This is a genomic window from Pantoea sp. Ap-967 (assembly GCF_011752565.1).
GTDB lineage: Bacteria > Pseudomonadota > Gammaproteobacteria > Pseudomonadales > Pseudomonadaceae > Aquipseudomonas.
On the sequence record NZ_VWXK01000008.1, the window covers coordinates 29,315 to 54,152 of the forward strand.

Below are 24,838 nucleotides of genomic sequence, written 5' to 3' on the forward strand. Positions count from 1 at the left end.
AAGCAAAGCGCGGGTTGTGGCCCTTGGAGGGGCTAATCACCTTGTCACTGTGTGGATTTGTTTCTTACCATGGCGGCCAATTTTTAACGCCACAGACACAACCTAAGTACAGGCCAGATACAACTGGCCAAGCAAGCTGATGGGAGAGGACTGAATGAGCAATGACGGCGTCAACGCAGGCCGGCGCCGCTTCCTCGTAGCCGCGACATCCGTGGTCGGGGCGGCGGGGGCAGTGGGGGCTGCGGTACCGTTCGTGGGGTCATGGTTTCCCAGTGCCAAGGCAAAGGCTGCCGGTGCACCGGTGAAGGTGAACATCGCCAAGGTGGAGCCTGGGCAGCAAATGGTCGCCGAATGGCGTGGCCAGCCGGTGTTCATCGTGCGGCGAACGCAGGAGATCCTCGGCAATCTAAAGAAGATCGAGGGCGACCTGTCCGACCCGCAATCGAAAAACTCGGTGCAGCCGGCCTATGTCGACCCCGAGGTTCGCTCGATCAAACCGGAAATTCTCATTCTCGTCGGCCTGTGCACGCACCTGGGCTGCTCGCCGACCTTCCGCCCGGAAGTTGCGCCCGCTGACCTGGGGCCCAAGTGGGTCGGTGGCTATTTCTGCCCCTGCCACGGCTCCCACTACGACCTCGCCGGGCGCGTCTACAAATCCCAGCCGGCGCCGCTCAATCTGCCAGTGCCGCCACACTCTTACGAGACGGACGACCTCATTGTCATCGGCGTCGACCAGGAGAAAGCATGATGAGCAAGTTCATGGACTGGATCGACGCGCGCTTCCCCGCCACCAAAATGTGGGAAGACCACCTCAGCAAGTACTACGCGCCCAAGAACTTCAACTTCCTGTATTTCTTCGGCTCGCTGGCCCTGCTGGTGCTGGTCAACCAGATTGTCACTGGCGTGTGGCTGACCATGAGTTTCACCCCATCGGCCGAAGAGGCGTTCGCCTCGGTCGAATACATCATGCGTGATGTGGAGTACGGCTGGATTCTGCGCTACCTGCATTCCACCGGTGCTTCGGCGTTCTTCATCGTGGTCTACCTGCACATGTTCCGTGGCCTGCTCTACGGTTCGTACCAGAAGCCCCGTGAGCTGGTATGGCTGTTCGGCATGCTGATCTACCTGGCGCTGATGGCCGAGGCCTTCATGGGCTACCTGCTGCCCTGGGGCCAGATGTCGTACTGGGGCGCCCAGGTAATCATCTCGCTGTTCGGCGCCATTCCGGTGATCGGCGGCGACCTGACCCAGTGGATCCGTGGTGACTACCTGATTTCCGGTATCACCCTGAACCGCTTCTTCGCCCTGCACGTGGTGGCCTTGCCCATCGTAATCCTTGGCCTGGTGGTGCTGCACATCCTGGCCCTGCACGAAGTGGGTTCAAACAACCCCGATGGCGTGGAAATCAAGAAGCACAAGGACGAGAACGGCATCCCGCTCGACGGTATTCCGTTCCACCCTTACTACACCGTGAAGGACATTGTCGGGGTGGTGGTATTCCTCTTCGTGTTCTGCGCCGTGGTGTTCTTCTTCCCGGAAATGGGCGGTTACTTCCTGGAAAAACCCAACTTCGAACAGGCCAACGCCTTCAAGACGCCGGAGCATATCGCCCCTGTGTGGTACTTCACGCCGTTCTACGCGATTCTGCGTGCGGTGCCTGACAAGCTGTTCGGCGTCATCGCCATGGGCGCGGCAATCGCCGTGCTGTTCGTGCTGCCCTGGCTCGACCGCAGCCCAGTGCGCTCCATGCGCTACAAGGGCTGGATCAGCAAGGTCTTCCTGCTGGTGTTCTGCATTGCCTTCGTGATCCTCGGCATTCTCGGCGTGCTGGCCCCCACCCCTGAGCGCACCTTGGTGTCGCAGGTGTGCACGGTGCTGTATTTCGCCTACTTCCTGCTGATGCCGTTCTACACAAGGCTTGAGAAGACCAAACCGGTTCCGGATAGGGTGACTGGCTGATGAAAAAGTTGATTGCAGTATTTTTGCTGGCAGTGATGCCTGCCTTTTCCTTCGCTGCCGAGCATGGTCTGGAGCTGGACAAGGTCGATATCGACCTCACCGACAAGGCCGCCATGCAGGACGGTGCGCGCACCTTCGCCAACTATTGCATGGGGTGCCACAGCGCCAAGTTCCAGCGTTACGAGCGGGTGGCCGATGACTTGGGCATCCCCCACGAGCTGATGCTTGAGAAGCTGGTGTTCACCGGTGCCAAGATCGGCGACCACATGCAGATCGGCATGCAGCCCAATGACGCCAAGACCTGGTTCGGCGCCGCTCCGCCTGACCTGACCCTGGTTGCCCGGGTGCGTGGCACCGACTGGCTGTACACCTACCTGCGCAGCTTCTACGAAGACCCGTCGCGCCCGTACGGGGTCAACAACCGGGTATTCCCGAACGTCGGCATGCCCAACGTGCTGGTCGGCCTGCAGGGTAACCAGGTGGTTGGCTGCAAGCAGGTGCAGATGGTGGTCGATGGCAAGAAGCAATTCGACCCGTTGACGGGCAGCCCGTTGACCCATGAGGCCTGCGACCAGCTGACCATTACGCCGAATTCCGGTACCCTGACCACTGAGCAGTTCGACGAGAAGGTCAAGAACCTGGTGACCTTCCTGGCCTATTCGGCCAACCCGGTCAAACTGGAAAGCCAGCGCATCGGTACCTACGTGTTGCTGTACCTGGCTTTCTTCTTCGTGTTCGCCTATTTGCTCAAGCGCGAATACTGGAAGGACGTGCACTGATCACGCAGTAGTTCTGGTAGTTGAACGCGCCCGGGGCGCCCGGCCATGTTGGCCGGGGCGCCCCGGGCGCGTTTTCATTTAGAGTTTTACAAGCATCCCTGCGAGGAGGCGCTACATGGGCGCAACCAACCGGTTAGCCTGCTATTCCGACCCTGCTGACCATTATTCTCATCGGGTACGCCTCGTGCTCGCCGAGAAGGGGGTCAGCGTGCAGGTCATCGACGTCGACCCTGCGCGTTTGCCGGCCAAGCTGGCCGAAGTGAACCCGTATGGCAGTGTGCCGACCCTGGTCGACCGTGACCTGGCGTTGTATGAATCGACCGTGGTGATGGAATACCTCGAGGAGCGTTACCCGCATCCGCCGCTGATGCCGGTGTACCCGGTGGCCCGTGGCAACAGCCGCCTGTTGATGCACCGTATCCAGCGTGACTGGTGCGCGCTGGCCGATACCATTCTCGACCCGCGCAGCAAGGATGCCGCCCGCGCCGAGGCGCGCAAGGCGCTGCGCGAGAGCCTGACCGGTGTTTCGCCGCTGTTTGGCGAGTTCGCTTGCTTCATGAGCGAGGAGCAAAGCCTGGTCGACTGTTGTCTACTGCCCATACTATGGCGTTTGCCGGTACTGGGTATCGAATTGCCGCGGCAAGCCAAGCCGCTGCTGGATTACATGGAGCGGCAGTTCGCCCGCGAGCCTTTCCTGGCGAGCCTGTCCTCCGTTGAACGTGAAATGCGCAAGCTTTAAGGAGCCGTTGATGAACTCCAGTCGCCCCTATCTGGTTCGAGCACTGTACGAGTGGATCGTCGACAACGATTGCACGCCCCATATGCTGGTCAATGCCGAATACCCGGCTGTCCAGGTGCCACAAGGTTTTGCCAGTGATGGCCAAATCGTTCTGAATATTTCGCCAAGCGCCGTGCGCAACCTGCACATGGACAACGACGCGGTCAGCTTCGAGGGGCGCTTCAGTGGCGTTGCCCATTCGCTGTTCGTGCCGGCCGGCGCCATTCTGGGCATCTATGCCCGTGAGAATGGCCAGGGCATGGTCTTTGAGCTGGAGCCGCCGTTGATGGAGGACGAGGAGCTTGAAGACGAAGCGGTCGAGCCCGATGACGATGGCCCGCCGGAAGGCGGTGGCCAGCCGCCACGCCCAAGCGGGCGGCCGAGCCTGAAGGTGGTCAAGTAACGAAAAAGGCGATCCAACTGGATCGCCTTTTTTGTGCGCCGCTCCCCACGCGATGCGCGCCTCGTAGGAGCGAGCGCAGCTCGCGATGAGGCCAGCCCAGGCTAGTCGATATACTCGAACAGCTTAACGATCTTCTGCACCCCGGAAACGCCCTGAACCACGGCAGTAGCAGAGTTAGCCTCCTGCTGGGTCACCAGGCCCAACAGGTAAACGATGCCGTTCTCGGTAATCACCTTGATGCGCGAGCTGGGCACGGCATTGTCGGTGAGCATCTGGGTCTTGATCTTGGTGGTCAGCCAGGCGTCGTTGTTGCGTGCGAGGATGGAGGAGGGCTGCATCACCTGCAGCTCGTTATGCACCTTCTTCACCCGCTGTACCTGGCCAGCGGTTTGTTCGGCCAGGCTCTTGAGGTCGGCGCGCGGGGTTTGCCCGGCGAGCAGGACAATGCCGTTGTAGCTGCTGACGACGATGTGCGAACCCTGGTCCAGGTCGGGGCTGGCCTTGGCGATGTTCACCGAAGCCTTGGTTTCGATCAGCGAGTCGTCGATCTTGCTGCCAATGGTGCGCGTGCCGCGATCGTCCTCGATCGGCGAATTGCGAGTCGAGGTCAGCACCGAGCTGCAACCGGTGACGCTCAGGCACAGGGTCAGGGCCATCAGGCCGAGGCGGATGGGGGTCATTCTTCACTCCCGAACAGTTGGCTGTCGATCAGATCGCACAGGCAGTGGATCGCCAGCAGGTGGACTTCCTGGATACGAGCGGTGACCGTCGACGGCACGCGGATCTCCACGTCCTCGGGCAGCAGCAGCGACGCCATGCCGCCGCCGTCGCGACCAGTCAATGCTACGACAATCATTTCACGATCATGTGCGGCCTGGATCGCTTGAATCACGTTGGCCGAGTTGCCGCTGGTGGAAATCGCCAGCAGCACGTCGCCGGGCTGGCCCAGGGCGCGAATCTGCTTGGAGAAGATTTCGTTGTAGCTGTAGTCGTTGGCAATCGAGGTCAGCGTCGAGCTGTCGGTGGTCAGGGCGATCGCCGGCAGGCTCGGGCGCTCGCGCTCGAAGCGGTTGAGCAGCTCGGAGGAAAAGTGCTGCGCATCGCCGGCCGAGCCGCCGTTGCCGCAGGCGAGCATCTTGCCCTCGTTGAGCAGTGCATTGACCATGACCAGGCTGGCCTGCTCGATGTGCGGTGCCAGGATGTCCATTGCCTGCTGCTTGGTGTCGATGCTGGCCTGGAACAGCCGGCGAATTCGGGATTGCATGTCCATCTGGTGACCTTAAGTGGGGCGGTGGCCGGCGCTACGCGCAACAACGACCAGCCCGCGATACATAGAGCAAAAAAATCGGAATGGGTTCAGCATTCGAAGGCGTTTTTCAGCCATTGAAGCGGTCGGCCTGCGTGCTGGCTTCCCTGCAGGGCGACAACGTCGAAGCGGCAGGGGTAACTGGCCCAGCGGGCCTCTTTCTGCAGGAACAGGGTGGCGGCAAGCACCAGCCGTTTCTGTTTGCGCCCGTCGATACTGCCGAGGGCGCCGCCGAAGCCCGCGTGCAGCCGGTAGCGGACTTCGACGAATACTACTGTATCGGCATCGAGCATGACCAGATCAAGCTCGCCGCCTTTGCATCGCCAATTGCGCGCCAGCAGCTGCAAACCGTGCCCCTGAAGGTAGTCGAGGGCTTGGCTTTCTGCAGCCTGGCCGGCGCGGGTTGGCGATGCCTCGGGCATCAGTGGGCGGTGTCCGGCAGGCGCTTGACCTGGCCGCCTTCGAACTGGGCCCACGGCAGCTGACGCTCGACGCGCTGGCTGGCGTTGATGCTCAGGCTACCCGACAGGCCTTGCACGCGGTTGTCCGGCAGGGCCTTCAGCTGGCCCAGGCGCGGCGCCAGGCTGTAGGCGTCGACGCCCATGGCGTACAGGCGGCCGAGGCTGCCGGCGGCCTGTGGCCATTGTTGCACCACCTGCTGGCGCAGGCTGTTGCTGGTGTCGAGCAGCCAGGGCGTTTCGCAGAAGCGGATGCCGTTCATGTCGTTGTACTGGTTCACGTCACCGCTGGCGCTGTACAGGTTCGAGGTGGCGTATACCGGCACGTCACCGGCGTACTGGAAGTTCAGGGTTGGCTTGATCTGCTGCGCCTGCTGCGGGGTGGAGGCGAGGAAGATGAAGTCGATGTCCTGGCGGCGCGACGGCTGCGCGGCGATGTTGCCGCCCACGGTGCTTTGCAGGCTTTGCGCACGGCCTTCGCTCTGGCGCAGCTGGAACAGGTTGGCGATCTGCTGGGCCAGGGCCACTGGCTGGGCGATGCGCTCGGCGGCAATGATGGTGCCGCCGTTGCCTTCCCAGTCCTGGCGGAAGGCGGCCAGCACGCGGTCGCCCCACTCACCGCTCGGAACCAGGGCCACGGCGCGGACCATGCCGTCGGCGCGGGCGCGGCGGGCCACTTCGCGGGCTTCGTCCTCGGCGGCGAGGCCGAACTGGAACAGTTGCGGCGGGGCTTTCTGCCCGGCGTCGGCGTAGTTCAGCGCAAGGGTGGTGATGGGCAACTGGGCGTTGCCGGCCAGTTGCTTGACCAGGGGTTTTTCCAGCGGGCCGACCACCAGTTGCACGCCATCGGCCTGGGCCTGGCGGTAGAAGGCGTCCAGCGAGCCGATGCGCGAGCTGTCATACACCTGCACCGCCGGTGCTGGCTGGCCACCTTGCTGGGCCTGGAAGTGGGCGGCCATGAAGCCGTCGCGCAGGGCGCGGGCAACGTTGGCCAGCGGGCCTTCCTGGGGTAGCAGCAGGGCGATCTTGGTCAGCGGCTGGCTGGCCAGCTCCTTGAGCTTGGTCAGGGCTTGCGGCAGTTGCTGCGCGGCCGGGTGGTCGGGGTGCTGTTTGCGCCAGGCGTCGATGGCAGCCTGCTGCTGCTCAAGGGTGCCGGCGCTTTTCACCGCCAGGGCCAGGCTGGTCCAGCCGGCCAGGGTCTGGTCGTTGGCCGGTTGCTGCAGTTGCTCGGCCGGCAACGAAGCGACCAGGGCCCAGATCGCGTCATTGTTGGCGCTGGCCGCCTGGCCGCTGAGCAGCGGGGCCAGCAGCACGCGCTGCTGGGCTGCCGGCAGGGCCTGACCATCGGCCTCGAAGGCGGCAGCGTGCACGCTGTAGGTACGCACCTGCTGCTCGGCCGGCAGTTCGCCGACATGAGCCAGGTTGGGGTTGGCCAGGGCCGCCAGGGCCGCCTTGGGCTGGTTGCGGCTCATCGCAAGCTCAGCGCCCAGGGTGGCGGCGAAGATCTGCTGGGCCGGCTTGAGCGTGTCCATCGGCACCTGTTCAAGGATGCGTGCGGCGCGTGGGAAGTCCTTCTGCTTGTAGGCCAGGTCGGCAGCGCTCAGGCGCAGCAGCGCGGCATCTTCCGCGGACTTGCTGGAGGCGGCCTTCTCGAGCAGTTGCTCGATGCTGGCGTCCGGGGTGCGTGGCAGTTCGCCCAGGCTGGATGAGGGCGAGCTGGCGCAAGCTGCCAGCAGGGCAGCGAGGCAGAGGGCTGTGAGCAGCCGCAGGCAAGCGATCATGTAAAGGTCCTGTTACTCGATCAAGTTGGCCGACGATTGTACCCAAGCGGCAGCCCGGGCGCGATGTTGCTGATGGTCGAACCTTCACTATAGGTGCCCGGCCGGGGGCTGCCGATGAAGTTCTTTGCGCCCTGTTACCGGTGCTCGGGCTACAATGGCGCCTTTGATCCGAAAGACAGGTGCGTGCAGTGACTGATGTGGCAGGGGCTTCGAAATCCACCGTGGGGACGCTTTATGTGGTCGCGACCCCCATCGGCAACCTCGACGACATGAGCGCCAGGGCGCTGAAGGTGCTGGCCAATGTCGCCCTGATCGCGGCCGAGGACACCCGGCACTCGATCCGCCTGCTGCAGCACTTCGGCATCGATACGCCGCTGACCGCCTGCCATGAGCATAACGAGCGCGACGAGGGTGGCCGCTTCATCACCAAGCTGCTGGCCGGTGAAGACGTGGCGCTGGTGTCCGATGCCGGCACGCCGCTGATCTCCGACCCCGGCTACCACCTGGTGCGCCAGGCGCGTGCCGCCGGCGTCAGCGTGGTGCCGGTGCCGGGTGCCTGTGCGCTGATCGCCGCACTGTCGGCAGCGGGCCTGCCCTCGGACCGTTTCATCTTCGAAGGCTTCCTGCCGGCCAAGGCTGCCGGCCGTCGGGCGCGTCTGGAGCAGGTAAAGGAAGAGCCGCGCACGCTGATTTTCTATGAGGCCCCGCACCGCATCCTCGAATGCCTGGAAGACATGGAGCTGGTGTTCGGCGCCGAGCGCCCGGCGCTGCTGGCCCGCGAGCTGACGAAAACCTTCGAGACGCTCAAGGGCCTGCCGCTGGGTGAACTGCGCGCCTTCGTGGCTGGTGACAGCAACCAGCAGCGCGGTGAGTGCGTGGTACTGGTAGGGGGCTGGAGCGCGCCGGAAGGCGAGGATGCGATCAGCGCCGAGGCGCAGCGAGTGCTCGACCTGTTGCTGGCCGAGTTGCCGCTCAAGCGCGCGGCTGCCCTGGCGGCGGAAATTACCGGTGTGCGCAAGAATCTTTTGTATCAGGCGGCCCTGGAAAAACAGAAATCCCAGTAGTGGCCAATTGATATAGTTTGCGGTATCGCTTGTTCTTGCGCGCGCGTGCCGTTAACCTTGTCGGCGGAGAGTCGATCGGACAGTCGCTGCCTGCGTTTGTTCCGCAACTTTTTGTTGCGAAACAGCAGGGGGAGGAAAGTCCGGGCTCCATAGGGCAGAGTGCCAGGTAACACCTGGGAGGCGCGAGCCTACGGAAAGTGCCACAGAAAATAACCGCCTAAGCACTTCGGTGCCGGTAAGGGTGAAAAGGTGCGGTAAGAGCGCACCGCACGGCTGGCAACAGTTCGTGGCTAGGTAAACCCCACTCGGAGCAAGACCAAATAGGGTTCCATCAGGCGTGGCCCGCGTCGGAACCGGGTAGGTTGCTAGAGGCGTCCAGTGATGGCCGTCGTAGAGGAATGACTGTCCTCGACAAAACCCGGCTTACAGATCGACTCTCCACTTCTTCCCCTCCTGCTTGAATCGATAGCAGATGCCTCTTGGTAATACCAAAAAAATCTTACTCTTAATAAATCACTTTAACTTCGAACGGCATCCGTTTGAGGCGGTTTGATTTTTCTCATGTTTTTTCCCGTCAGGTACTCCTTCCGCATTCCTTTGTTGCGCTAAATCGCGGTCACGTAAGGGTTTTCCTTATGAACGTGCCTTGACGGTGCAGCGGGCGGATTCCTATAGTGTGCGCAAGTGGCAGAAAGTGGGACGAAGTGGGTTTTCTGCGACAAAAAAGCTAACATTGTGGGGGATCGCTACCGTGTTTCGCGGAGCCAACGCCGTCAGCCTCGACGCCAAGGGCCGTCTCGCCATGCCGAGCCGGTACCGTGACGAGCTCGATTCGCGTTGCAATGGTCAGCTGATCGTGACCATTGACGCCGTAGACCCCTGCTTGTGTGTTTATCCCCTCGATGAGTGGGAACAGATTGAAGCCAAGTTGCGTGCCTTGCCGTCGTTGCGTGAGGAAAACCGCCGCCTTCAGCGCCTGCTGATCGGTAACGCGGTTGACCTGGAGCTCGATGGCAGTGGGCGTTTCCTGGTGCCGCCCCGCCTGCGTGAGTACGCCAAGCTGGACAAGAAGGCGATGCTGGTGGGGCAATTGAACAAATTCCAGCTGTGGGACGAGGATGCCTGGAACGCGGTTTCGGCAGCCGACCTTGCAGCTATCCAACAACCGGGCGCCATGCCCGACGATTTGCGTGACCTGATCCTGTGACCATAGATAGCGGCTTCAACCACATCACCGTCCTGCTCGACGAAGCTGTCGAGGCATTGGCCCTGCGCGCCGACGGTTGCTATCTGGACGGCACCTTCGGACGTGGCGGCCATAGCCGCCTTATTCTCAGCAAGCTCGGCCCCCAGGGGCGGCTGCTGGGCTTCGACAAAGATCCTCAGGCGATTGCCACAGGGCAAGCGCTGGCGGCCGAAGACGGCCGCTTTGTCATTGTGCAGCGCAGCTTTGCCGAGCTGGGCGCGGAAGTGGCCGAGCGCGGCCTGCATGGCAAGGTCAGCGGCATCCTGCTTGACCTGGGCGTGTCTTCGCCGCAACTGGACGACCCCGAGCGCGGCTTCAGCTTCCTCAACGACGGCCCGCTGGACATGCGCATGAACCCCGACCAGGGCATCAGCGCTGCCGAGTTCATTGCCACCGCGCCCGTCGAAGAAATTGCCCGTGTGTTCAAGGAGTACGGCGAGGAGCGCTTTGCCGGGCGCATGGCACGTGCCGTGGTCGAGCGCCGCGAGCAGCAGCCGTTCACCCGTACTGCCGACCTTGCCGAAGTGCTCAAGGTTGCCAACCCAGCCTGGGAAAAGGGCAAGAACCCGGCAACCCGCGCCTTCCAGGGCCTGCGTATCCACGTCAACAACGAGCTGGGCGACCTTGAGGCCGGCCTTGAAGCGGCGCTCGATGCCCTGGAAGTCGGCGGCCGCCTGGCGGTCATCAGCTTCCACTCGCTGGAAGACCGCATCGTCAAGCTGTTCATGCGCAAGCTGGTCAAGGGCGAGGCCGATAACCTGCCGCGCAACCTGCCAGTGCAGCACAAGGCGTTCGAGCCGAAGGTCAAGCTCATCGGCAAGGCCCAGTTCGCCTCCGACGCCGAACTCAAGGCCAACCCGCGGTCGCGCAGCGCCGTGATGCGGGTGGCGGAGAAGCTTCGGTGAGCCGGCTCTTTGCCAAGCCCCTGCCTGGCGGGAGCTTCCTCATGCTTTTGCTGTTCGTTGGCGTGCTGGTTTCGGCCATCGCGGTGTCCTACAGCGCGCACTGGAACCGCCAACTGCTCAATACCCTGTACGGTGAATTGAACGAGCGTGACAAGGCCCAGGCCGAATGGGGCCGGTTGATCCTCGAACAAAGCACCTGGACCGCCTCCAGCCGCATCGAGAACCTGGCTTCCGAGCAGCTGAAGATGCGCGTGCCTGCCGCTGACGAAGTGCGGATGGTGGCGCCATGATGAAGCTCGAAGGCGCACTCTATCCCTGGCGCTTCCGGGTGGTGATCGGCCTGCTGGCACTGATGGTCGGTGCCATCTGCTGGCGCATCATCGACCTGCAGGTGGTCGACCGCGACTTCCTCAAGGGCCAGGGCGACGCCCGTAGCCTGCGGCATATCCCGATTCCGGCACACCGCGGGTTGATTACCGACCGCAACGGCGAGCCGCTGGCCGTGAGTACCCCGGTCACCACCCTGTGGGCCAACCCCAAGGAAATGCAGGCCGCCAAGGACCGCTGGCCACAGCTGGCCGCAGCCCTGGGCCAGAACGCCCAGCAGCTGACCGAGCGCCTGACCCAGCAGGCCAACAAGGAATTCATCTACCTGGTCCGCGGCCTGACCCCGGAGCAGGGCCAGCACGTGCTCGACCTCAAGGTGCCGGGTGTGTACGGCCTGGAGGAGTTCCGCCGCTTCTACCCAGCCGGTGACGTGACCGCGCACATGGTCGGCTTCACCGACCTCGACGACCACGGCCGTGAAGGCGTGGAGCTGGCCTATGACGAATGGCTCGCCGGGGTGCCCGGCAAGCGGCAAGTGATCAAGGACCGGCGTGGCCGGCTGATCAAGGACATCCAGGTCACCAAGAACGCCAAGGCCGGCAAGACCTTGGCGTTGTCGATCGACCTGCGCCTGCAATACCTGGCCACCCGCGAGCTGCGCAACGCCATTGCCGAGCAGGACGCCAAGGCCGGCAGCCTGGTGATCATGGACGTGAAAACCGGCGAAGTGCTGGCCATGGTCAACCAGCCGACCTACAACCCCAACAACCGCCGCAGCATGTTCCCGGCGGCCATGCGCAACCGGGCGATCATCGACGTGTTCGAGCCAGGCTCCACGGTCAAGCCGATCTCCATGAGCGCGGCGCTGCAGAGTGGCCGCTGGAAGCCGACCGACAAGGTCGAGGTGTACCCGGGCAGCCTGCAGATCGGCCGCTACACCATCAAGGACGTGTCCAAGAGCGAGGGGCCGATCCTCGACCTGACCGGCATCCTGATCAACTCCAGTAACGTGGGCATGAGCAAGATCGCCTTCGATATCGGCGGCGAGGCCATCTACCGGGTGATGTCCCAGGTTGGCCTGGGCCAGTACACCGGCCTTGGCTTCCCCGGCGAGCGCGTTGGCAACCTGCCCAACCACCGCGAGTGGCGCAAGGCCGAAACCGCCACCCTGTCCTACGGCTATGGCGTGTCGGTGACCGCCTTGCAGCTGGTGCATGCCTACGCGGCGCTGGCCAACGACGGCAAGATGGTGCCGCTGTCGATCCTCAAGGTCGACAAGGCGCCAGAAGCGGTACAGGCCATTCCGAAGGAAACCGCCGAAACCATCCAGGGCATGCTGCAGCAGGTGATCGAAGCACCGCGCGGTGTGTTCCGTGCCCAGGTGCCGTTCTATCACGTGGCCGGCAAGTCCGGTACTGCGCGCAAGGCCACCGTCGGCTCCAAGGGCTACACCGAAAACGCCTACCGTTCGCTGTTCGCCGGCTTCGGCCCGATGAGCGACCCACGCTACGCCATCGTCGTGGTGATCGACGAACCGGGCAAGGGCGGCTACTTCGGTGGCCTGGTTTCGGCACCGGTATTCAGCAAGGTCATGTCCGGCACCCTGCGCCTGATGAACGTGCCGCCAGATAACCTGCCGCCACCAACCGACCCGCAGCAGGCCAGTGCAGTACCCGCCAAGGGAGGGCGTGGATGATGACGATGCCATTGAGCAAACTGTTCGCCAACGCCAGCCAGGATCCACTGATCCGCGAACTGACCCTGGACAGCCGTCAGGTGCGTCAGGGCGACCTGTTCCTGGCCGTGCCCGGCGCCAAGGTCGATGGCCGCGAGCACATCGCCGATGCCCTGGCCCGTGGTGCCGCCGCCGTGGCCTACGAAGAGCACGGCGCCAACGTGCTGCCGCTGACCGACGTGCCGCTGATTCCGGTGAAAGGCCTGATTGGCCAGCTGTCGCAGATCGCTGGCCGCTTCTATGGCGAGCCGAGCCGCCAGCTGCACCTGGTCGGTGTCACCGGCACCAACGGCAAAACCAGCGTGACCCAGCTGGTGGCCCAGGCGCTCGATGCGCTGGGCCTGCGTTGCGGCCTGATCGGCACCCTTGGCACGGGCTTCTATGGTGAGCTGCAGAGCGGCCGCCTGACCACGCCCGACCCCATCGCCGTGCAGTCCACCCTGAACGACCTGAAGAAGGGCGGCGCCAAGGCCGTGGCCATGGAAGTGTCTTCCCATGCCCTGGAGCAGGGCCGGGTGGCCGCGCTGGAATTCGACATCGCGGTGATGACCAACCTGTCGCGCGACCACCTGGACTACCACGGCAGCATGGAGGCCTACGAGGCCGCCAAGGCCAAGCTGTTCGCCTGGCCGAGCCTGCGCTGCCAGGTGGTCAACCTGGACGATGGGTTCGGTCGTCGCCTGGCCGAGGATTTTGCCCGCCGCCCGGTTGCCGACCATATCGAAACTCGGCTGCTCAGCTATAGCCTGGAAAACCCGGACGCTTCGCTGTTCTGCCGTGAAGCCCACTTCGATGACGATGGCGTGCGCGCCATCCTCGTCACCGCCCAGGGTGAGCGTACCCTGCGCAGCCAGCTGCTTGGGCGCTTCAACCTGAGCAACATGCTGGCTGCCGTGGCCACCTTGCTGGCGCTGGACTACCCGCTGGACGAAATTCTCAAGGTCACGCCGAAACTGCAGGGCCCCGTGGGGCGCATGCAGCGCCTGGGCGGCGGTGACAAGCCGCTGGTGGTGGTCGACTACGCCCACACCCCGGATGCCCTGGAGAAAGTGCTCGAAGCCCTGCGCCCGCACGCCCATGGCCGGCTGCTGTGCCTGTTTGGCTGTGGCGGTGACCGCGACCGCGGCAAGCGTCCGCTGATGGCCGAAGTGGCCGAGCGCCTGGCCGACCGCGTGCTGGTCACCGACGACAACCCGCGCAGCGAAGACCCGCTGCGTATCTTCGACGACATTCGCCCTGGTTTCGCCAAGCCCGCCGACGTCGAGTTCGTCGCCGGCCGTGGCGAGGCCATCGCCCACCTGATCGCCACTGCTGCTGCCAACGACGTGATCGTGCTGGCCGGCAAGGGGCATGAGGATTACCAGGAAATTCATGGCGAGCGCCATGCCTTTTCCGACCTGATCGAAGCCGACAAGGCACTTGCAGCCTGGGAGGCTCCACATGCTTAAGCCCATGATACTCAGCCAGCTGACCGAGGCACTGAACGCGCGCCTGGTCGGTGCCGACGCAAGCTTCACCGGCGTCAGTATCGACAGCCGCACGGTCGGCGCCGGGCAGCTGTTCGTTGCCCTGGCCGGCCCGCGCTTCGATGGCCACGACTACCTTGCCGACGTGCAGGCCAAGGGCGCCGTCGCTGCCCTGGTTGAACGCGAGGTCGCAGGGGTCGACCTGCCGCAGTTGCTGGTTGCCGACTGCCGCATCGCCCTTGGCCAGCTGGGCGCCCTGAACCGCGCCGGCTTCGACAAGCCCGTGGTGGCCATCACCGGCTCCAGCGGCAAGACCACGGTCAAGGAGATGCTGGCCAGTATCCTGCGTACCCGTGGCCTGGTGCACGCTACTCGCGGCAACCTCAACAACGACCTCGGCGCGCCGCTGACCCTGCTGGAAATCGCCCCGGAGCACAGCGCCGCGGTGATCGAGCTGGGCGCCTCGCGCATCGGCGAAATCCGCTACACCGTCGGCCTCACCCGGCCGCAGGTGGTCATTATCAACAACGCTGGCACCGCCCACGTGGGTGAGTTCGGCGGCCCGGAGAAGATTGTCGAGGCCAAGGGCGAAATCCTCGAAGGCCTGGGCGAGGGCGGTATCGCCATCCTCAACCTGGACGACAAGGCATTCGCCACCTGGCAGGCCCGCGCCGGTGCGCACACGGTGGTCAGCTTCGCCCGCAGCGACGCCCGCGCCGACTTCCACGCCAGCCACATCGACCGTGATGCCCGCGGCTGCCCGTCGTTCACCCTGCATGGCGCTGGTGAGTCGGTGGCCGTACAGCTCAACGTTCTCGGCGAGCACAACGTCAGCAACGCCCTGGCCGCCGCCGCCGCCGCCCATGCCGTTGGTCTGAGCCTCAACGGCATCGCTGCCGGGCTCAATGCCGTGCAACCGGTCAAGGGCCGCACTGTGGCGCAAATCGCCGCGAACGGCGTGCGCGTGATTGATGACAGTTACAATGCAAATCCCACCTCGATGTGCGCGGCCATTGATATACTCCGCGGCTTTTCCGGGCGCACCGTTCTGGTGCTGGGGGATATCGGCGAACTGGGCCAGTGGGCGGAAGAAGGTCACCGTCAGGTGGGCGAGTACGCGCGCGGCAAGGTCGATGCCCTGTATGCAGTGGGTTCCAACATGATTCATGCGGTATCGGCGTTCGGCGCCGATGGCCGTCATTTCGCCACCCAAGCTGAGCTGATCGACGCCGTTCGTGCCGAGACAGCCAGTGATACCACCATTTTGATCAAAGGCTCGCGCAGTGCTGCGATGGAAAACGTCGTGGCCGCTCTGTGCGGTGCCAGCGGGGAGAAACATTAATGCTGCTGCTGTTGGCTGAGTATCTGCAACAGTTCCACAAGGGCTTCGCGGTCTTCCAGTACCTGTCCCTGCGCGGGATTCTTGGCGTACTGACCGCGTTGTCGCTGGCGCTGTGGCTGGGCCCGTGGATGATCCGTACCCTGCAGATCCGCCAGATCGGTCAGGCCGTTCGTAACGACGGCCCGCAATCGCACCTGTCCAAGTCCGGCACCCCGACCATGGGCGGTGCCTTGATCCTGTCCGCCATCGGCATCAGCACCCTGCTGTGGGCCGACCTGTCCAACCGCTATGTATGGACCGTGCTGATCGTGACCCTGCTGTTCGGGGCCATCGGCTGGGTCGACGACTACCGCAAGGTGATCGAGAAGAATTCCCGTGGCCTGCCGAGCCGCTGGAAGTACTTCTGGCAATCGGTGTTCGGCCTGGGTGCTGCGGTGTTCCTGTACATGAGTGCGCCCACCAGCGTCGAAACCACGCTGATCGTGCCGTTCCTCAAGGACGTTACCATTCCGCTGGGCATCGGTTTCGTGGTGCTGACCTACTTCGTCATCGTCGGCTCCAGCAACGCGGTCAACCTCACCGATGGCCTCGACGGCCTGGCGATCATGCCCACGGTGATGGTCGGCGGTGCCCTGGGCATTTTCTGCTACCTGTCGGGCAACGTGAAGTTCGCCGACTACCTGCTGATTCCGTACGTACCCGGTTCCGGCGAGCTGATCGTGTTCTGTGGCGCGCTGATCGGCGCAGGCCTGGGCTTCCTGTGGTTCAACACTTACCCGGCCCAGGTGTTCATGGGCGACGTCGGTGCCCTGGCACTGGGCGCAGCGCTGGGCACCATCGCGGTGATCGTGCGCCAGGAAATCGTGCTGTTCATCATGGGTGGCATCTTCGTGATGGAAACCCTGTCGGTGGTGATCCAGGTGGCCTCGTTCAAGCTCACCGGCAAGCGCGTGTTCCGCATGGCGCCGATTCACCACCACTTTGAACTCAAGGGCTGGCCCGAGCCGCGCGTGATCGTCCGCTTCTGGATCATCACCGTGATTCTGGTGCTGATCGGCCTGGCAACCCTGAAACTGAGGTAGATGAGCGTGTCTTTGATCGCTTCCGACCAATTCCGCATCGTTGTCGGCCTCGGCAAGAGCGGCATGTCCCTGGTTCGCTTCCTGGCGAACCGGGGCATTGCCTTTGCGGTCGCCGACACCCGTGAGCAACCGCCGGAACTGGAAACCCTGCGCCGTGATTACCCGCAGGTGGAAGTGCGCTGTGGTGAACTGGACGTGGACTTCCTGTGCCGCGCCAGCACGCTGTACGTAAGCCCGGGCCTGGCCCTGGCCACGCCTGCCCTGCAGCAGGCAGCGGCACGTGGCGTGCAACTGTCTGGTGACATCGAGCTGTTCGCCCGCTATGCCAAGGCGCCAATCGTGGCGATCAGCGGCTCCAACGCCAAGAGCACCGTCACCACCCTGGTCGGCGACATGGCCGCCAAGGCCGGCAAGCGCGTGGCCGTGGGTGGCAACCTCGGCACCCCGGCGCTCGACCTTTTGAGTGACGAGGTGGAGCTGTACGTGCTGGAGCTGTCGAGCTTCCAGTTGGAAACCACCGACCAGCTCAACGCTGAAGTGGCCACGGTGCTGAACATCAGCGAGGACCACATGGACCGCTACAGCGGCCTGCCGGCCTACCACCTGGCCAAGCACCGGATCTTCCGTGGCGCCCGCCAGGTGGTGGTCAACCGCCAGGACGCCCTCAGCCGGCCGCTGCCTGTGGAAGGCCGCCCGTGCTTCACCTTCGGCCTCAACCAGCCCGATTTCAAGGCCTTCGGCCTGCGTGAAGTCGACGGCGAAAAATACCTGGCATACGAGTTCCAGGCGCTGATGCCGGTGCGCGAACTGAAAGTGCGCGGTGCCCACAACCAGAGCAACGCCCTGGCCGCCCTGGCCCTGGGCCATGCCGCAGGCCTGCCGTTCGCGCCAATGCTCGACGCCCTGCGCGAGTTCGGTGGCCTGGCCCACCGCTGCCAGTGGGTGCGCGAGCGCAACGGGGTGAACTGGTACGACGATTCCAAGGCCACCAATGTCGGGGCTGCCCTGGCCGCCATCGAAGGCCTGGGCGCCGATATCGAAGGCAAGCTGGTGCTGATTGCCGGCGGTGATGGCAAGGGCGCTGATTTCGCCGCCCTGCGCGAGCCGGTTCAGCGCTTCTGCCGCGCCGTGGTGCTGCTTGGCCGTGACGCCGAGCGCCTGGCCCAGGCCCTGGGCGATGGCGTGCCGCAGGTCAGGGTCAAGACCCTGGACGACGCCGTGCAGCAGTGCGCCGAGCTGGCCCGCCCGGGCGATGCCGTGTTGCTGTCGCCGGCCTGCGCCAGCCTCGACATGTTCAAGAACTTCGAAGAGCGTGGGCGCCTGTTCGCCCAGGCGGCGGGAGGGCTGGCATGATCTTCGGCGTCTTCAAGCCTTACCCGTCGCCGCTGATCAGCGGCCGTGGCATCGACCTCGACTTCCCGCTGCTGGCCGGTTGCCTGGCACTGCTGGGCCTTGGCCTGGTGATGATCACCTCGGCGTCCTCGGAAGTGGCCGCCGTGCAGTCCGGCAACCCGCTGTACCACATGTTCCGCCATCTGGTGTACGTGTTCCTCGGCCTGGTCGCCTGCGGTGCGACCATGATGGTGCCGATCGCCACCTGGCAGCGTATGGGCTTCATGATGCTGATCGGCGCCTTCGGCCTGCTGGTCATGGTGCTGTTGCCGGGCATTGGCCGTGAGGTGAACGGTTCGATGCGCTGGATCGGGTTCAGCTTCTTCAACGTGCAGCCTTCGGAAATCGCCAAGGTGTTCGTGGTCATCTACCTGGCCGGTTACCTGGTGCGGCGCCAAACCGAAGTGCGTGAAACCTGGATGGGCTTCTTCAAGCCGTTCATCGTGCTGCTGCCGATGGCTGCCTTGCTGCTGATGGAGCCGGACTTCGGCGCCACCGTGGTGATGATGGGCGCCGCCGCGGCGATGCTGTTCCTTGGCGGGGTGGGGTTGTTCCGCTTCAGCTTGATGGTGGTGCTGGCGGTGTTCGCGGTGTTCGTGCTGGTGCAGGCGCAGCCGTACCGGATGGCGCGCCTGATTACCTTCACCGACCCCTGGTCCGACCAGTTCGGCTCCGGCTACCAGCTGACCCAGGCACTGATCGCCTTCGGCCGTGGCGAGTGGCTGGGCGTGGGCCTGGGCAACAGCGTGCAGAAGCAGTTCTACCTGCCGGAGGCGCACACCGACTTCGTGTTCTCGGTACTGGCCGAGGAACTGGGCGTGGTCGGCTCGCTGGTGACCATCGCGCTGTTCGTGTTCGTCACCATTCGTGCCCTGTACATCGGCCTGTGGGCCGAGAAGGCCAAGCAGTTCTTCTCCGCCTACATGGCCTTTGGCCTGGCGTTCCTGTGGATCGGCCAGTTCCTGATCAACATCGGGGTGAACGTCGGCCTGCTGCCGACCAAGGGCCTGACCCTGCCGTTCCTCAGTTACGGCGGTTCATCGCTGGTGATCTGCTGCGCCTGCGTGGGCTTGTTGCTGCGTATCGAGTGGGAAAGCCGCACGCACCTGGGCAGCGAGGAACACGAATTCAATGAAAGCGATTTTGCCGAGGAGACCAGTCATGGCCGCTGACGGCAAGAACGTACTGATCATGGCTGGCGGCACCGGGGGCCATGTGTTCCCGGCCCTGGCCTGCGCCCGTGAGTTCCAGGCACGCGGCTACACCGTGCACTGGCTGGGCACCCCGCGTGGCATCGAGAACGAACTGGTGCCACAAGCCGGCCTGCCGCTGCACCTGATCCAGGTCACGGGCCTGCGCGGCAAGGGCAAGCTGTCGCTGCTCAAGGCGCCGTTCACCCTGGTCAAGGCGGTGCTGCAGGCGCGGCGCATCGTGCGCCAGCTCAAACCTGTGTGCGTGGTCGGCTTTGGCGGCTATGTGACCGGCCCCGGTGGTGTGGCTGCGCGCCTGTGCGGCGTGCCGCTGGTGATCCATGAGCAGAACGCCCGCGCCGGCACTACCAACCGCCTGTTGCTGCCACTGGCAGCGCGGGTGTGCGAGGCCTTCCCGGCCACCTTCGCCAGCAGTGAAAAGCTGCGTACCACCGGCAACCCGGTGCGCCCTGAACTGTTCATGGACGCCGTGCGCGCCCCCCTGGCCGAGCGCCGTGCGCGGCTGTTGGTCATGGGCGGCAGCCTGGGTGCGGAACCATTGAACAAATTGTTGCCTAAGGCCCTGTCGGAAGTGCCGGCAAGCCTGCGCCCGGAGGTGTTTCACCAGGCCGGGAAGAACCATGGGCCAGTCACCGCCGAGCGCTATCGCGAAGCCGGTGTCGAGGCTCAGGTCGAGCCGTTCATCAAGGACATGGCCCATGCCTATGGCTGGGCCGACATGGTGGTGTGCCGGGCCGGTGCCCTGACCGTCAGCGAGCTGGCGGCAGCGGGCCTGCCCTCGATGCTGGTGCCCTTGCCCCACGCCATCGACGACCACCAGACCCACAACGCCCAATATCTGGCCCAGGAAGGCGCAGCCTTCCTCATGCCACAAGCGACAACTGGCGCAGCGCAGCTCGCTGAACGCCTGAACGAGGTGCTGATGCAACCCGAGAAACTCAACACCATGGCTGGCACCGCACGGCGCCTGGCCAAACCTGCTGCAACCAGCACCGTGGTCGATATCTGCCTGGAGGTGGCCCATGGTTGAAAGCCAGAAAGCCATGCCCCAACCGAAGATGGGCCGTATCAACCGCATCCACTTCGTCGGTATCGGCGGCGTGGGCATGTGCGGTATCGCCGAAGTGCTGCTGAACCTGGGTTACCAGGTGTCCGGTTCCGACCTCAAGGCCTCGCCGGTTACCGAGCGCCTGGAGTCGTTCGGTGCCGAGATCTTCGTTGGCCACCGCGCCGAGAACGCCGCCAATGCCGACGTGCTGGTGGTGTCCAGCGCCATCAACCCGGCCAACCCGGAAGTCGCCACTGCCCTGGAACGCCGCATTCCCGTGGTGCCGCGCGCCGAAATGCTGGCCGAGCTGATGCGCTATCGCCATGGCGTGGCGGTTGCCGGCACCCACGGCAAGACCACCACCACCAGCCTGCTGGCCTCGGTGTTCGCCGCCGGCGGCCTGGACCCGACCTTCGTCATCGGTGGCCGCCTGACCGCCGCCGGCACCAACGCGCAGCTGGGCACCAGCCGCTACCTGATTGCCGAAGCCGATGAAAGCGACGCCAGCTTCCTGCACCTGCAGCCCATGGTTGCCGTGGTCACCAACATCGACGCCGACCACATGGCCACCTACGAAGGCGACTTCAACAAGCTGAAGAAAACCTTCGTCGAGTTCCTGCACAACCTGCCGTTCTACGGCCTGGCCGTGGTGTGCCTGGACGACCCGGTGGTGCGCGAGATCCTGCCGCAGGTCAAGCGCCCGACCGTTACCTATGGCTTCACCGAAGAGGCCGACATCCGCGCCATCAACGTGCGCCAGCAGGGCATGCAAACCCATTTCACCGTGCTGCGTCGCGACCGCGAGCCGCTTGAGGTGTCGGTGAACATGCCGGGCAATCACAACGTGCTCAACGCCCTGGCCACCATCGCCATTGCCACCGATGAGGGCATCAGCGATGAAGCCATCGTCCAGGGCCTGTCCTGCTTCCAGGGCGTCGGCCGGCGCTTCCAGGTGTACGGCGAGCTGCCGGTCGAGGGTGGCAGCGTGATGCTGGTGGACGACTACGGCCACCACCCGACCGAAGTGGCCGCGGTGATCAAGGCCGTGCGCGGTGGCTGGCCAAGCCGGCGCCTGGTGATCGTCTACCAGCCGCACCGCTATAGCCGTACCCGCGACCTGTACGACGATTTCGTGCAGGTACTGGGCGATGCCAACGTGCTGCTGCTGATGGAGGTCTACCCGGCCGGTGAAGAGCCAATCCCCGGTGCCGACAGCCGCCAGCTGTGCCACAGCATTCGCCAGCGCGGCAAGCTGGACCCGATCTACATCGAACGTGGCGCCGAGCTTGCGCCGCTGGTCAAGCCGCTGCTGCGTGCCGGCGACATCCTGATCTGCCAGGGTGCCGGTGACGTTGGCGGCCTGGCCCCGCAACTGATGAAAAGCCCGCTGTTCGCAGGCGCCAAGCAGGAGAAGTCGAAATGACCAGCGCCTACGCAACCTTGCACTCGACCCTGGACGTCAAGGCGTTCGGCCGCGTCGCCGTGCTGTACGGCGGCAAGAGCGCCGAGCGTGAAGTGTCGCTGAAATCCGGCGCCGCCGTGATCGACGCGCTGACCAGCGCCGGTGTCGACGTGGTCGGCATCGACGTCGGTGACGACCTGCTGGCGCGCCTGCAGGCCGAGAAAATCGACCGCGCCTTCATCATCCTCCACGGCCGTGGCGGTGAAGACGGCAGCATGCAGGGCCTGCTTGAGTGCCTGGGCATCCCCTACACCGGCAGCGGCATCCTTGCCTCGGCCCTGGCCATGGACAAGCTGCGCACCAAGCAGGTGTGGCAGAGCCTGGGTATTCCAACCCCGCGCCACGCGGTGCTGGCAAGCGCCGAGGATTGTGTTGCAGCCGGCACGGAACTGGGCTTCCCGCTGATCGTCAAACCAGCCCATGAAGGCTCTAGCATCGGCATGGCCAAGGTGAACAGCGAGCAGGAACTGGTCGCTGCCTGGCAAGACGCCGCCAACTACGATTCGCAGGTTCTGGTCGAGCAATGGATTCACGGCCCGGAGTTCACCATCGCGGTACTGCGCGGCCAGGTGCTGCCGCCGATCGCGCTGGGCACCCCGCACGTGTTCTACGACTACGACGCCAAGTACATCGCCAATGACACCCAGTACCGCATCCCGTGCGGCCTGGACAGTGCCAAGGAGCAGGAACTGATCGACCTGACCGCGCGCGCCTGCGATGCCATCGGCATCGAAGGCTGGGGCCGGCTGGACGTGATGCAGGACGAGCAGGGCCGGTTCTGGCTGCTCGAAGTCAACACCGCACCAGGCATGACCGACCACAGCCTGGTGCCCATGGCGGCCCGTGCGGCCGGCCTGGACTTCCAGCAACTGGTGCTGGCAATCCTGGCCGACAGCGTCGTGACGCGAGGTTAAGACCATGCAAGGCGCAATGATACGTCAGCAGCAACCCGTTACCGGCCGTAGCAAGCCGGTGCCGCGTGGTGCCAGCCGACTGGTGGCCGACGAGCCCGTATCGGCGCGCCTGCCGCGGCCCAGCCTGGGTGGCCTGAAGCGCTTGCTGTGGCCGATCGTGCTGGTGGCTGCCGGCTTTGGCGCCTACGAAGGTGCCATTCGCCTGATGCCCTATGCCGACCGGCCGATCACCAAGATCGACGTGCAGGGCGACCTCAGCTACATCAGCCAGCAGTCGGTGCAGCAGCGCATTGCCCCCTACGTGGCGGCGAGCTTCTTCAGCGTCGACCTGACGGCGATGCGCGCCGAGCTTGAGCAGATGCCGTGGATCGCCCATGCCGAAGTGCGCCGCGTGTGGCCCGATGAGGTGGTGATTCGCCTGGAAGAACAGCTGCCGGTGGCGCGCTGGGGCGACGAGGCCTTGCTCAACAACCAGGGCCAGGCCTTTACCCCGCGCGAGCTGGCCAACTATGAGCACCTGCCGCAGCTGTTCGGGCCGCAGCGTGCCCAGCAACAAGTCATGCAGCAGTATCAGGTATTGAGCCAGATGCTGCGCCCCTTGGGCTTTTCCATCGCTCGCCTGGAGCTGCGCGAGCGAGGCAGCTGGTTCCTGACCACCGGTGCCGGTAGCACCGGGCCGGGCATCGAGCTGCTGCTGGGGCGCGACCATCTGGTGGAGAAGATGCGCCGTTTCATTGCCATTTACGACAAGACGCTCAAAGAGCAGATCACCAATATCGCCCGCATTGATCTGCGTTATTCCAACGGACTTGCCGTTGGTTGGCGGGAACCGATTGCACCGACGACGGCCAAACCCGCCGTTGCGAAGAATTAGAGAGAGGCAGGACCATGGCAAACGCGCATAGCGGCAAAATGATCGTCGGGCTGGACATCGGCACCTCCAAGGTGGTGGCGCTGGTGGGTGAAGTGGGCCAAGACGGCACCCTCGAGATCGTGGGTATCGGCACCCACCCGTCCCGCGGCCTGAAAAAAGGCGTGGTGGTGAACATCGAGTCGACCGTGCAGTCGATCCAGCGCGCGGTGGAAGAGGCCCAGCTGATGGCCGGCTGCCGCATCCACTCGGCGTTCGTCGGCGTGGCCGGCAACCACATCCGCAGCCTGAACTCCCACGGCATCGTCGCGATTCGTGACCGCGAGGTCAGCCTGGCGGACCTGGAGCGTGTGCTCGACGCCGCCCAGGCCGTGGCCATTCCGGCCGACCAGCGCGTGCTGCACACCCTGCCGCAGGACTACGTGATCGACAACCAGGAAGGCGTGCGCGAGCCGCTGGGCATGTCTGGCGTGCGCCTGGAAGCCAAGGTCCACGTGGTTACCTGCGCGGTCAACGCGGCGCAGAACATCGAGAAGTGCGTGCGCCGTTGCGGCCTGGAAATCGACGACATCATCCTTGAGCAGCTGGCATCGGCCTACTCGGTGCTGACCGATGACGAGAAAGAGCTGGGCGTGTGCCTGGTGGACATCGGCGGTGGCACCACCGATATCGCCATCTTCACCGAAGGCGCCATCCGCCACACCGCGGTGATCCCGATTGCCGGCGACCAGGTGACCAACGACATCGCCATGGCCCTGCGCACGCCCACCCAGTACGCCGAGGAAATCAAGATCCGCTACGCCTGCGCCCTGGCCAAGCTGGCCGGTGCCGGCGAAACCATCAAGGTGCCAAGCGTGGGCGATCGCCCACCGCGCGAACTGTCGCGCCAGGCCCTGGCCGAAGTGGTGGAGCCGCGTTACGACGAGCTGTTCACCCTGATTCAGGCTGAACTGCGCCGCAGCGGCTACGAGGACCTGGTGCCTGCCGGCATCGTCCTCACCGGCGGCACCGCGAAAATGGAAGGCGCCGTGGAACTGGCCGAGGAAATCTTCCACATGCCGGTACGCCTGGGCGTGCCGCACAGCGTTCGGGGGCTGAGCGACGTGGTGCGCAACCCGATCTATTCCACCGGCGTGGGCTTGCTCACCTACGGCCTGCAGAAGCAGTCCGAGGACTTGCCCCTGACCGGTAACATCAGCAGCAACAGCTATGGCGATGAACCGAAGGCCCCAGTGCTTGAGCGCTTCAAGCGGTGGGTTCAGGGCAACTTCTAAGTTTCAAAGCAGTAGTGGTAGGCGCGACAACTAGA

General features: G+C 64.4%; 24 protein-coding genes and 1 other RNA gene. 21 read left to right on the plus strand and 4 right to left on the minus strand.

The features are described 5' to 3' along the window. The first annotated feature begins 154 nt into the window (after window positions 1-154). The 5 genes from petA (at window position 155) to F3J45_RS10610 (ending at window position 3,919) form a co-directional block, all read left to right on the plus strand. Entirely contained in the window at window positions 155-748 is a 594-nt protein-coding gene (petA, locus tag F3J45_RS10590) for a ubiquinol-cytochrome c reductase iron-sulfur subunit (RefSeq protein WP_167061373.1), read from the plus strand. Next, a complete protein-coding gene (locus F3J45_RS10595; RefSeq protein WP_205299716.1) occupies window positions 745-1,959 on the plus strand; it encodes a cytochrome bc complex cytochrome b subunit in 1,215 nt (404 codons plus the stop codon). The genes petA and F3J45_RS10595 overlap by 4 nt, the downstream gene beginning before the upstream one ends. Further along, window positions 1,959-2,738 (plus strand): cytochrome c1, encoded by a 780-nt coding sequence (locus tag F3J45_RS10600; protein ID WP_167061379.1) that lies wholly within the window; start codon window positions 1,959-1,961, stop codon window positions 2,736-2,738. The genes F3J45_RS10595 and F3J45_RS10600 overlap by 1 nt, the downstream gene beginning before the upstream one ends. A 115-nt stretch (window positions 2,739-2,853) precedes the next feature. Next, on the plus strand, window positions 2,854-3,477 hold the full coding sequence (locus tag F3J45_RS10605; protein WP_167061381.1) for a glutathione S-transferase N-terminal domain-containing protein: 624 nt from the start codon (window positions 2,854-2,856) through the stop codon (window positions 3,475-3,477). Window positions 3,478-3,487: 10 nt separating this feature from the next. After that, window positions 3,488-3,919 carry a ClpXP protease specificity-enhancing factor gene (locus F3J45_RS10610; RefSeq protein ID WP_167061384.1) on the plus strand — a complete coding sequence of 144 codons (432 nt, stop codon included), beginning with the start codon at window positions 3,488-3,490 and terminating at the stop codon, window positions 3,917-3,919. Between the two features lie 101 nt (window positions 3,920-4,020). On the opposite strand, the gene F3J45_RS10615 is transcribed toward F3J45_RS10610, so the two are convergent. From F3J45_RS10615 to F3J45_RS10630, 4 genes are all read right to left on the minus strand, one after another. Then, on the minus strand, window positions 4,021-4,599 hold the full coding sequence (locus F3J45_RS10615) for a BON domain-containing protein (protein WP_167061387.1): 579 nt from the start codon (window positions 4,597-4,599) through the stop codon (window positions 4,021-4,023). Next, a complete protein-coding gene (locus F3J45_RS10620) occupies window positions 4,596-5,189 on the minus strand; it encodes a phosphoheptose isomerase (protein ID WP_008097558.1) in 594 nt (197 codons plus the stop codon). The genes F3J45_RS10615 and F3J45_RS10620 overlap by 4 nt, the downstream gene beginning before the upstream one ends. An 86-nt stretch (window positions 5,190-5,275) precedes the next feature. After that, window positions 5,276-5,647 carry a YraN family protein gene (locus F3J45_RS10625; RefSeq protein ID WP_167061390.1) on the minus strand — a complete coding sequence of 124 codons (372 nt, stop codon included), beginning with the start codon at window positions 5,645-5,647 and terminating at the stop codon, window positions 5,276-5,278. After that, on the minus strand, window positions 5,647-7,464 hold the full coding sequence (locus F3J45_RS10630) for a penicillin-binding protein activator (protein WP_167061392.1): 1,818 nt from the start codon (window positions 7,462-7,464) through the stop codon (window positions 5,647-5,649). Before F3J45_RS10630 ends, F3J45_RS10625 begins: the two co-directional genes overlap by 1 nt. 197 nt (window positions 7,465-7,661) lie before the next feature. Here F3J45_RS10630 and rsmI point away from each other — a divergent pair, with 197 nt between their 5' ends. The 16 genes from rsmI to ftsA all read left to right on the plus strand — a co-directional run bounded on the left by rsmI (window position 7,662) and on the right by ftsA (window position 24,803). After that, entirely contained in the window at window positions 7,662-8,528 is an 867-nt protein-coding gene (gene rsmI, locus F3J45_RS10635) for a 16S rRNA (cytidine(1402)-2'-O)-methyltransferase (protein ID WP_370526367.1), read from the plus strand. 67 nt (window positions 8,529-8,595) lie between these two features. Further along, window positions 8,596-8,970: RNase P RNA component class A (rnpB, locus tag F3J45_RS10640), an RNA gene on the plus strand. Window positions 8,971-9,279: 309 nt separating this feature from the next. Beyond that, window positions 9,280-9,735: a division/cell wall cluster transcriptional repressor MraZ gene (mraZ, locus tag F3J45_RS10645; protein ID WP_011535546.1), complete on the plus strand. Its 456-nt coding sequence runs from the start codon at window positions 9,280-9,282 to the stop codon at window positions 9,733-9,735. Continuing rightward, window positions 9,732-10,679, plus strand: coding sequence for a 16S rRNA (cytosine(1402)-N(4))-methyltransferase RsmH (gene rsmH, locus F3J45_RS10650; RefSeq protein ID WP_167061397.1), 948 nt, complete (start codon window positions 9,732-9,734; stop codon window positions 10,677-10,679). The genes mraZ and rsmH overlap by 4 nt, the downstream gene beginning before the upstream one ends. Beyond that, entirely contained in the window at window positions 10,676-10,969 is a 294-nt protein-coding gene (ftsL, locus tag F3J45_RS10655) for a cell division protein FtsL (protein ID WP_054899260.1), read from the plus strand. Before rsmH ends, ftsL begins: the two co-directional genes overlap by 4 nt. Continuing rightward, complete coding sequence (locus tag F3J45_RS10660; RefSeq protein ID WP_167061401.1) at window positions 10,966-12,702, plus strand: penicillin-binding protein 2; 1,737 nt, start codon at window positions 10,966-10,968, stop codon at window positions 12,700-12,702. The genes ftsL and F3J45_RS10660 overlap by 4 nt, the downstream gene beginning before the upstream one ends. Window positions 12,703-12,707: 5 nt before the next feature. Next, window positions 12,708-14,189, plus strand: a complete 1,482-nt coding sequence (locus F3J45_RS10665) for a UDP-N-acetylmuramoyl-L-alanyl-D-glutamate--2,6-diaminopimelate ligase (protein WP_205300474.1) — start codon at window positions 12,708-12,710, stop codon at window positions 14,187-14,189. Then, window positions 14,182-15,549 (plus strand): UDP-N-acetylmuramoyl-tripeptide--D-alanyl-D-alanine ligase, encoded by a 1,368-nt coding sequence (gene murF / locus F3J45_RS10670; protein ID WP_167061407.1) that lies wholly within the window; start codon window positions 14,182-14,184, stop codon window positions 15,547-15,549. Before F3J45_RS10665 ends, murF begins: the two co-directional genes overlap by 8 nt. Continuing rightward, window positions 15,549-16,631, plus strand: a complete 1,083-nt coding sequence (mraY, locus tag F3J45_RS10675; protein WP_167061410.1) for a phospho-N-acetylmuramoyl-pentapeptide-transferase — start codon at window positions 15,549-15,551, stop codon at window positions 16,629-16,631. The genes murF and mraY overlap by 1 nt, the downstream gene beginning before the upstream one ends. Window positions 16,632-16,643: 12 nt before the next feature. Continuing rightward, complete coding sequence (murD, locus tag F3J45_RS10680) at window positions 16,644-17,984, plus strand: UDP-N-acetylmuramoyl-L-alanine--D-glutamate ligase (RefSeq protein WP_255432020.1); 1,341 nt, start codon at window positions 16,644-16,646, stop codon at window positions 17,982-17,984. Next, window positions 17,981-19,195, plus strand: coding sequence for a putative lipid II flippase FtsW (gene ftsW, locus F3J45_RS10685; RefSeq protein ID WP_167061415.1), 1,215 nt, complete (start codon window positions 17,981-17,983; stop codon window positions 19,193-19,195). The genes murD and ftsW overlap by 4 nt, the downstream gene beginning before the upstream one ends. Further along, a complete protein-coding gene (murG, locus tag F3J45_RS10690; RefSeq protein ID WP_167061418.1) occupies window positions 19,185-20,264 on the plus strand; it encodes an undecaprenyldiphospho-muramoylpentapeptide beta-N-acetylglucosaminyltransferase in 1,080 nt (359 codons plus the stop codon). The genes ftsW and murG overlap by 11 nt, the downstream gene beginning before the upstream one ends. Next, complete coding sequence (gene murC / locus F3J45_RS10695; protein WP_167061421.1) at window positions 20,257-21,705, plus strand: UDP-N-acetylmuramate--L-alanine ligase; 1,449 nt, start codon at window positions 20,257-20,259, stop codon at window positions 21,703-21,705. The genes murG and murC overlap by 8 nt, the downstream gene beginning before the upstream one ends. Continuing rightward, the gene (locus F3J45_RS10700) at window positions 21,702-22,658 is read left to right on the plus strand and encodes a D-alanine--D-alanine ligase (RefSeq protein WP_167061424.1); all 957 of its coding nucleotides are present in this window, start codon (window positions 21,702-21,704) and stop codon (window positions 22,656-22,658) included. Before murC ends, F3J45_RS10700 begins: the two co-directional genes overlap by 4 nt. A gap of 4 nt (window positions 22,659-22,662) precedes the next feature. After that, a complete protein-coding gene (locus tag F3J45_RS10705) occupies window positions 22,663-23,532 on the plus strand; it encodes a cell division protein FtsQ/DivIB (protein ID WP_167061427.1) in 870 nt (289 codons plus the stop codon). Between the two features lie 14 nt (window positions 23,533-23,546). Beyond that, window positions 23,547-24,803, plus strand: coding sequence for a cell division protein FtsA (gene ftsA / locus F3J45_RS10710; RefSeq protein ID WP_167061430.1), 1,257 nt, complete (start codon window positions 23,547-23,549; stop codon window positions 24,801-24,803). Window positions 24,804-24,838 lie beyond the last annotated feature (35 nt).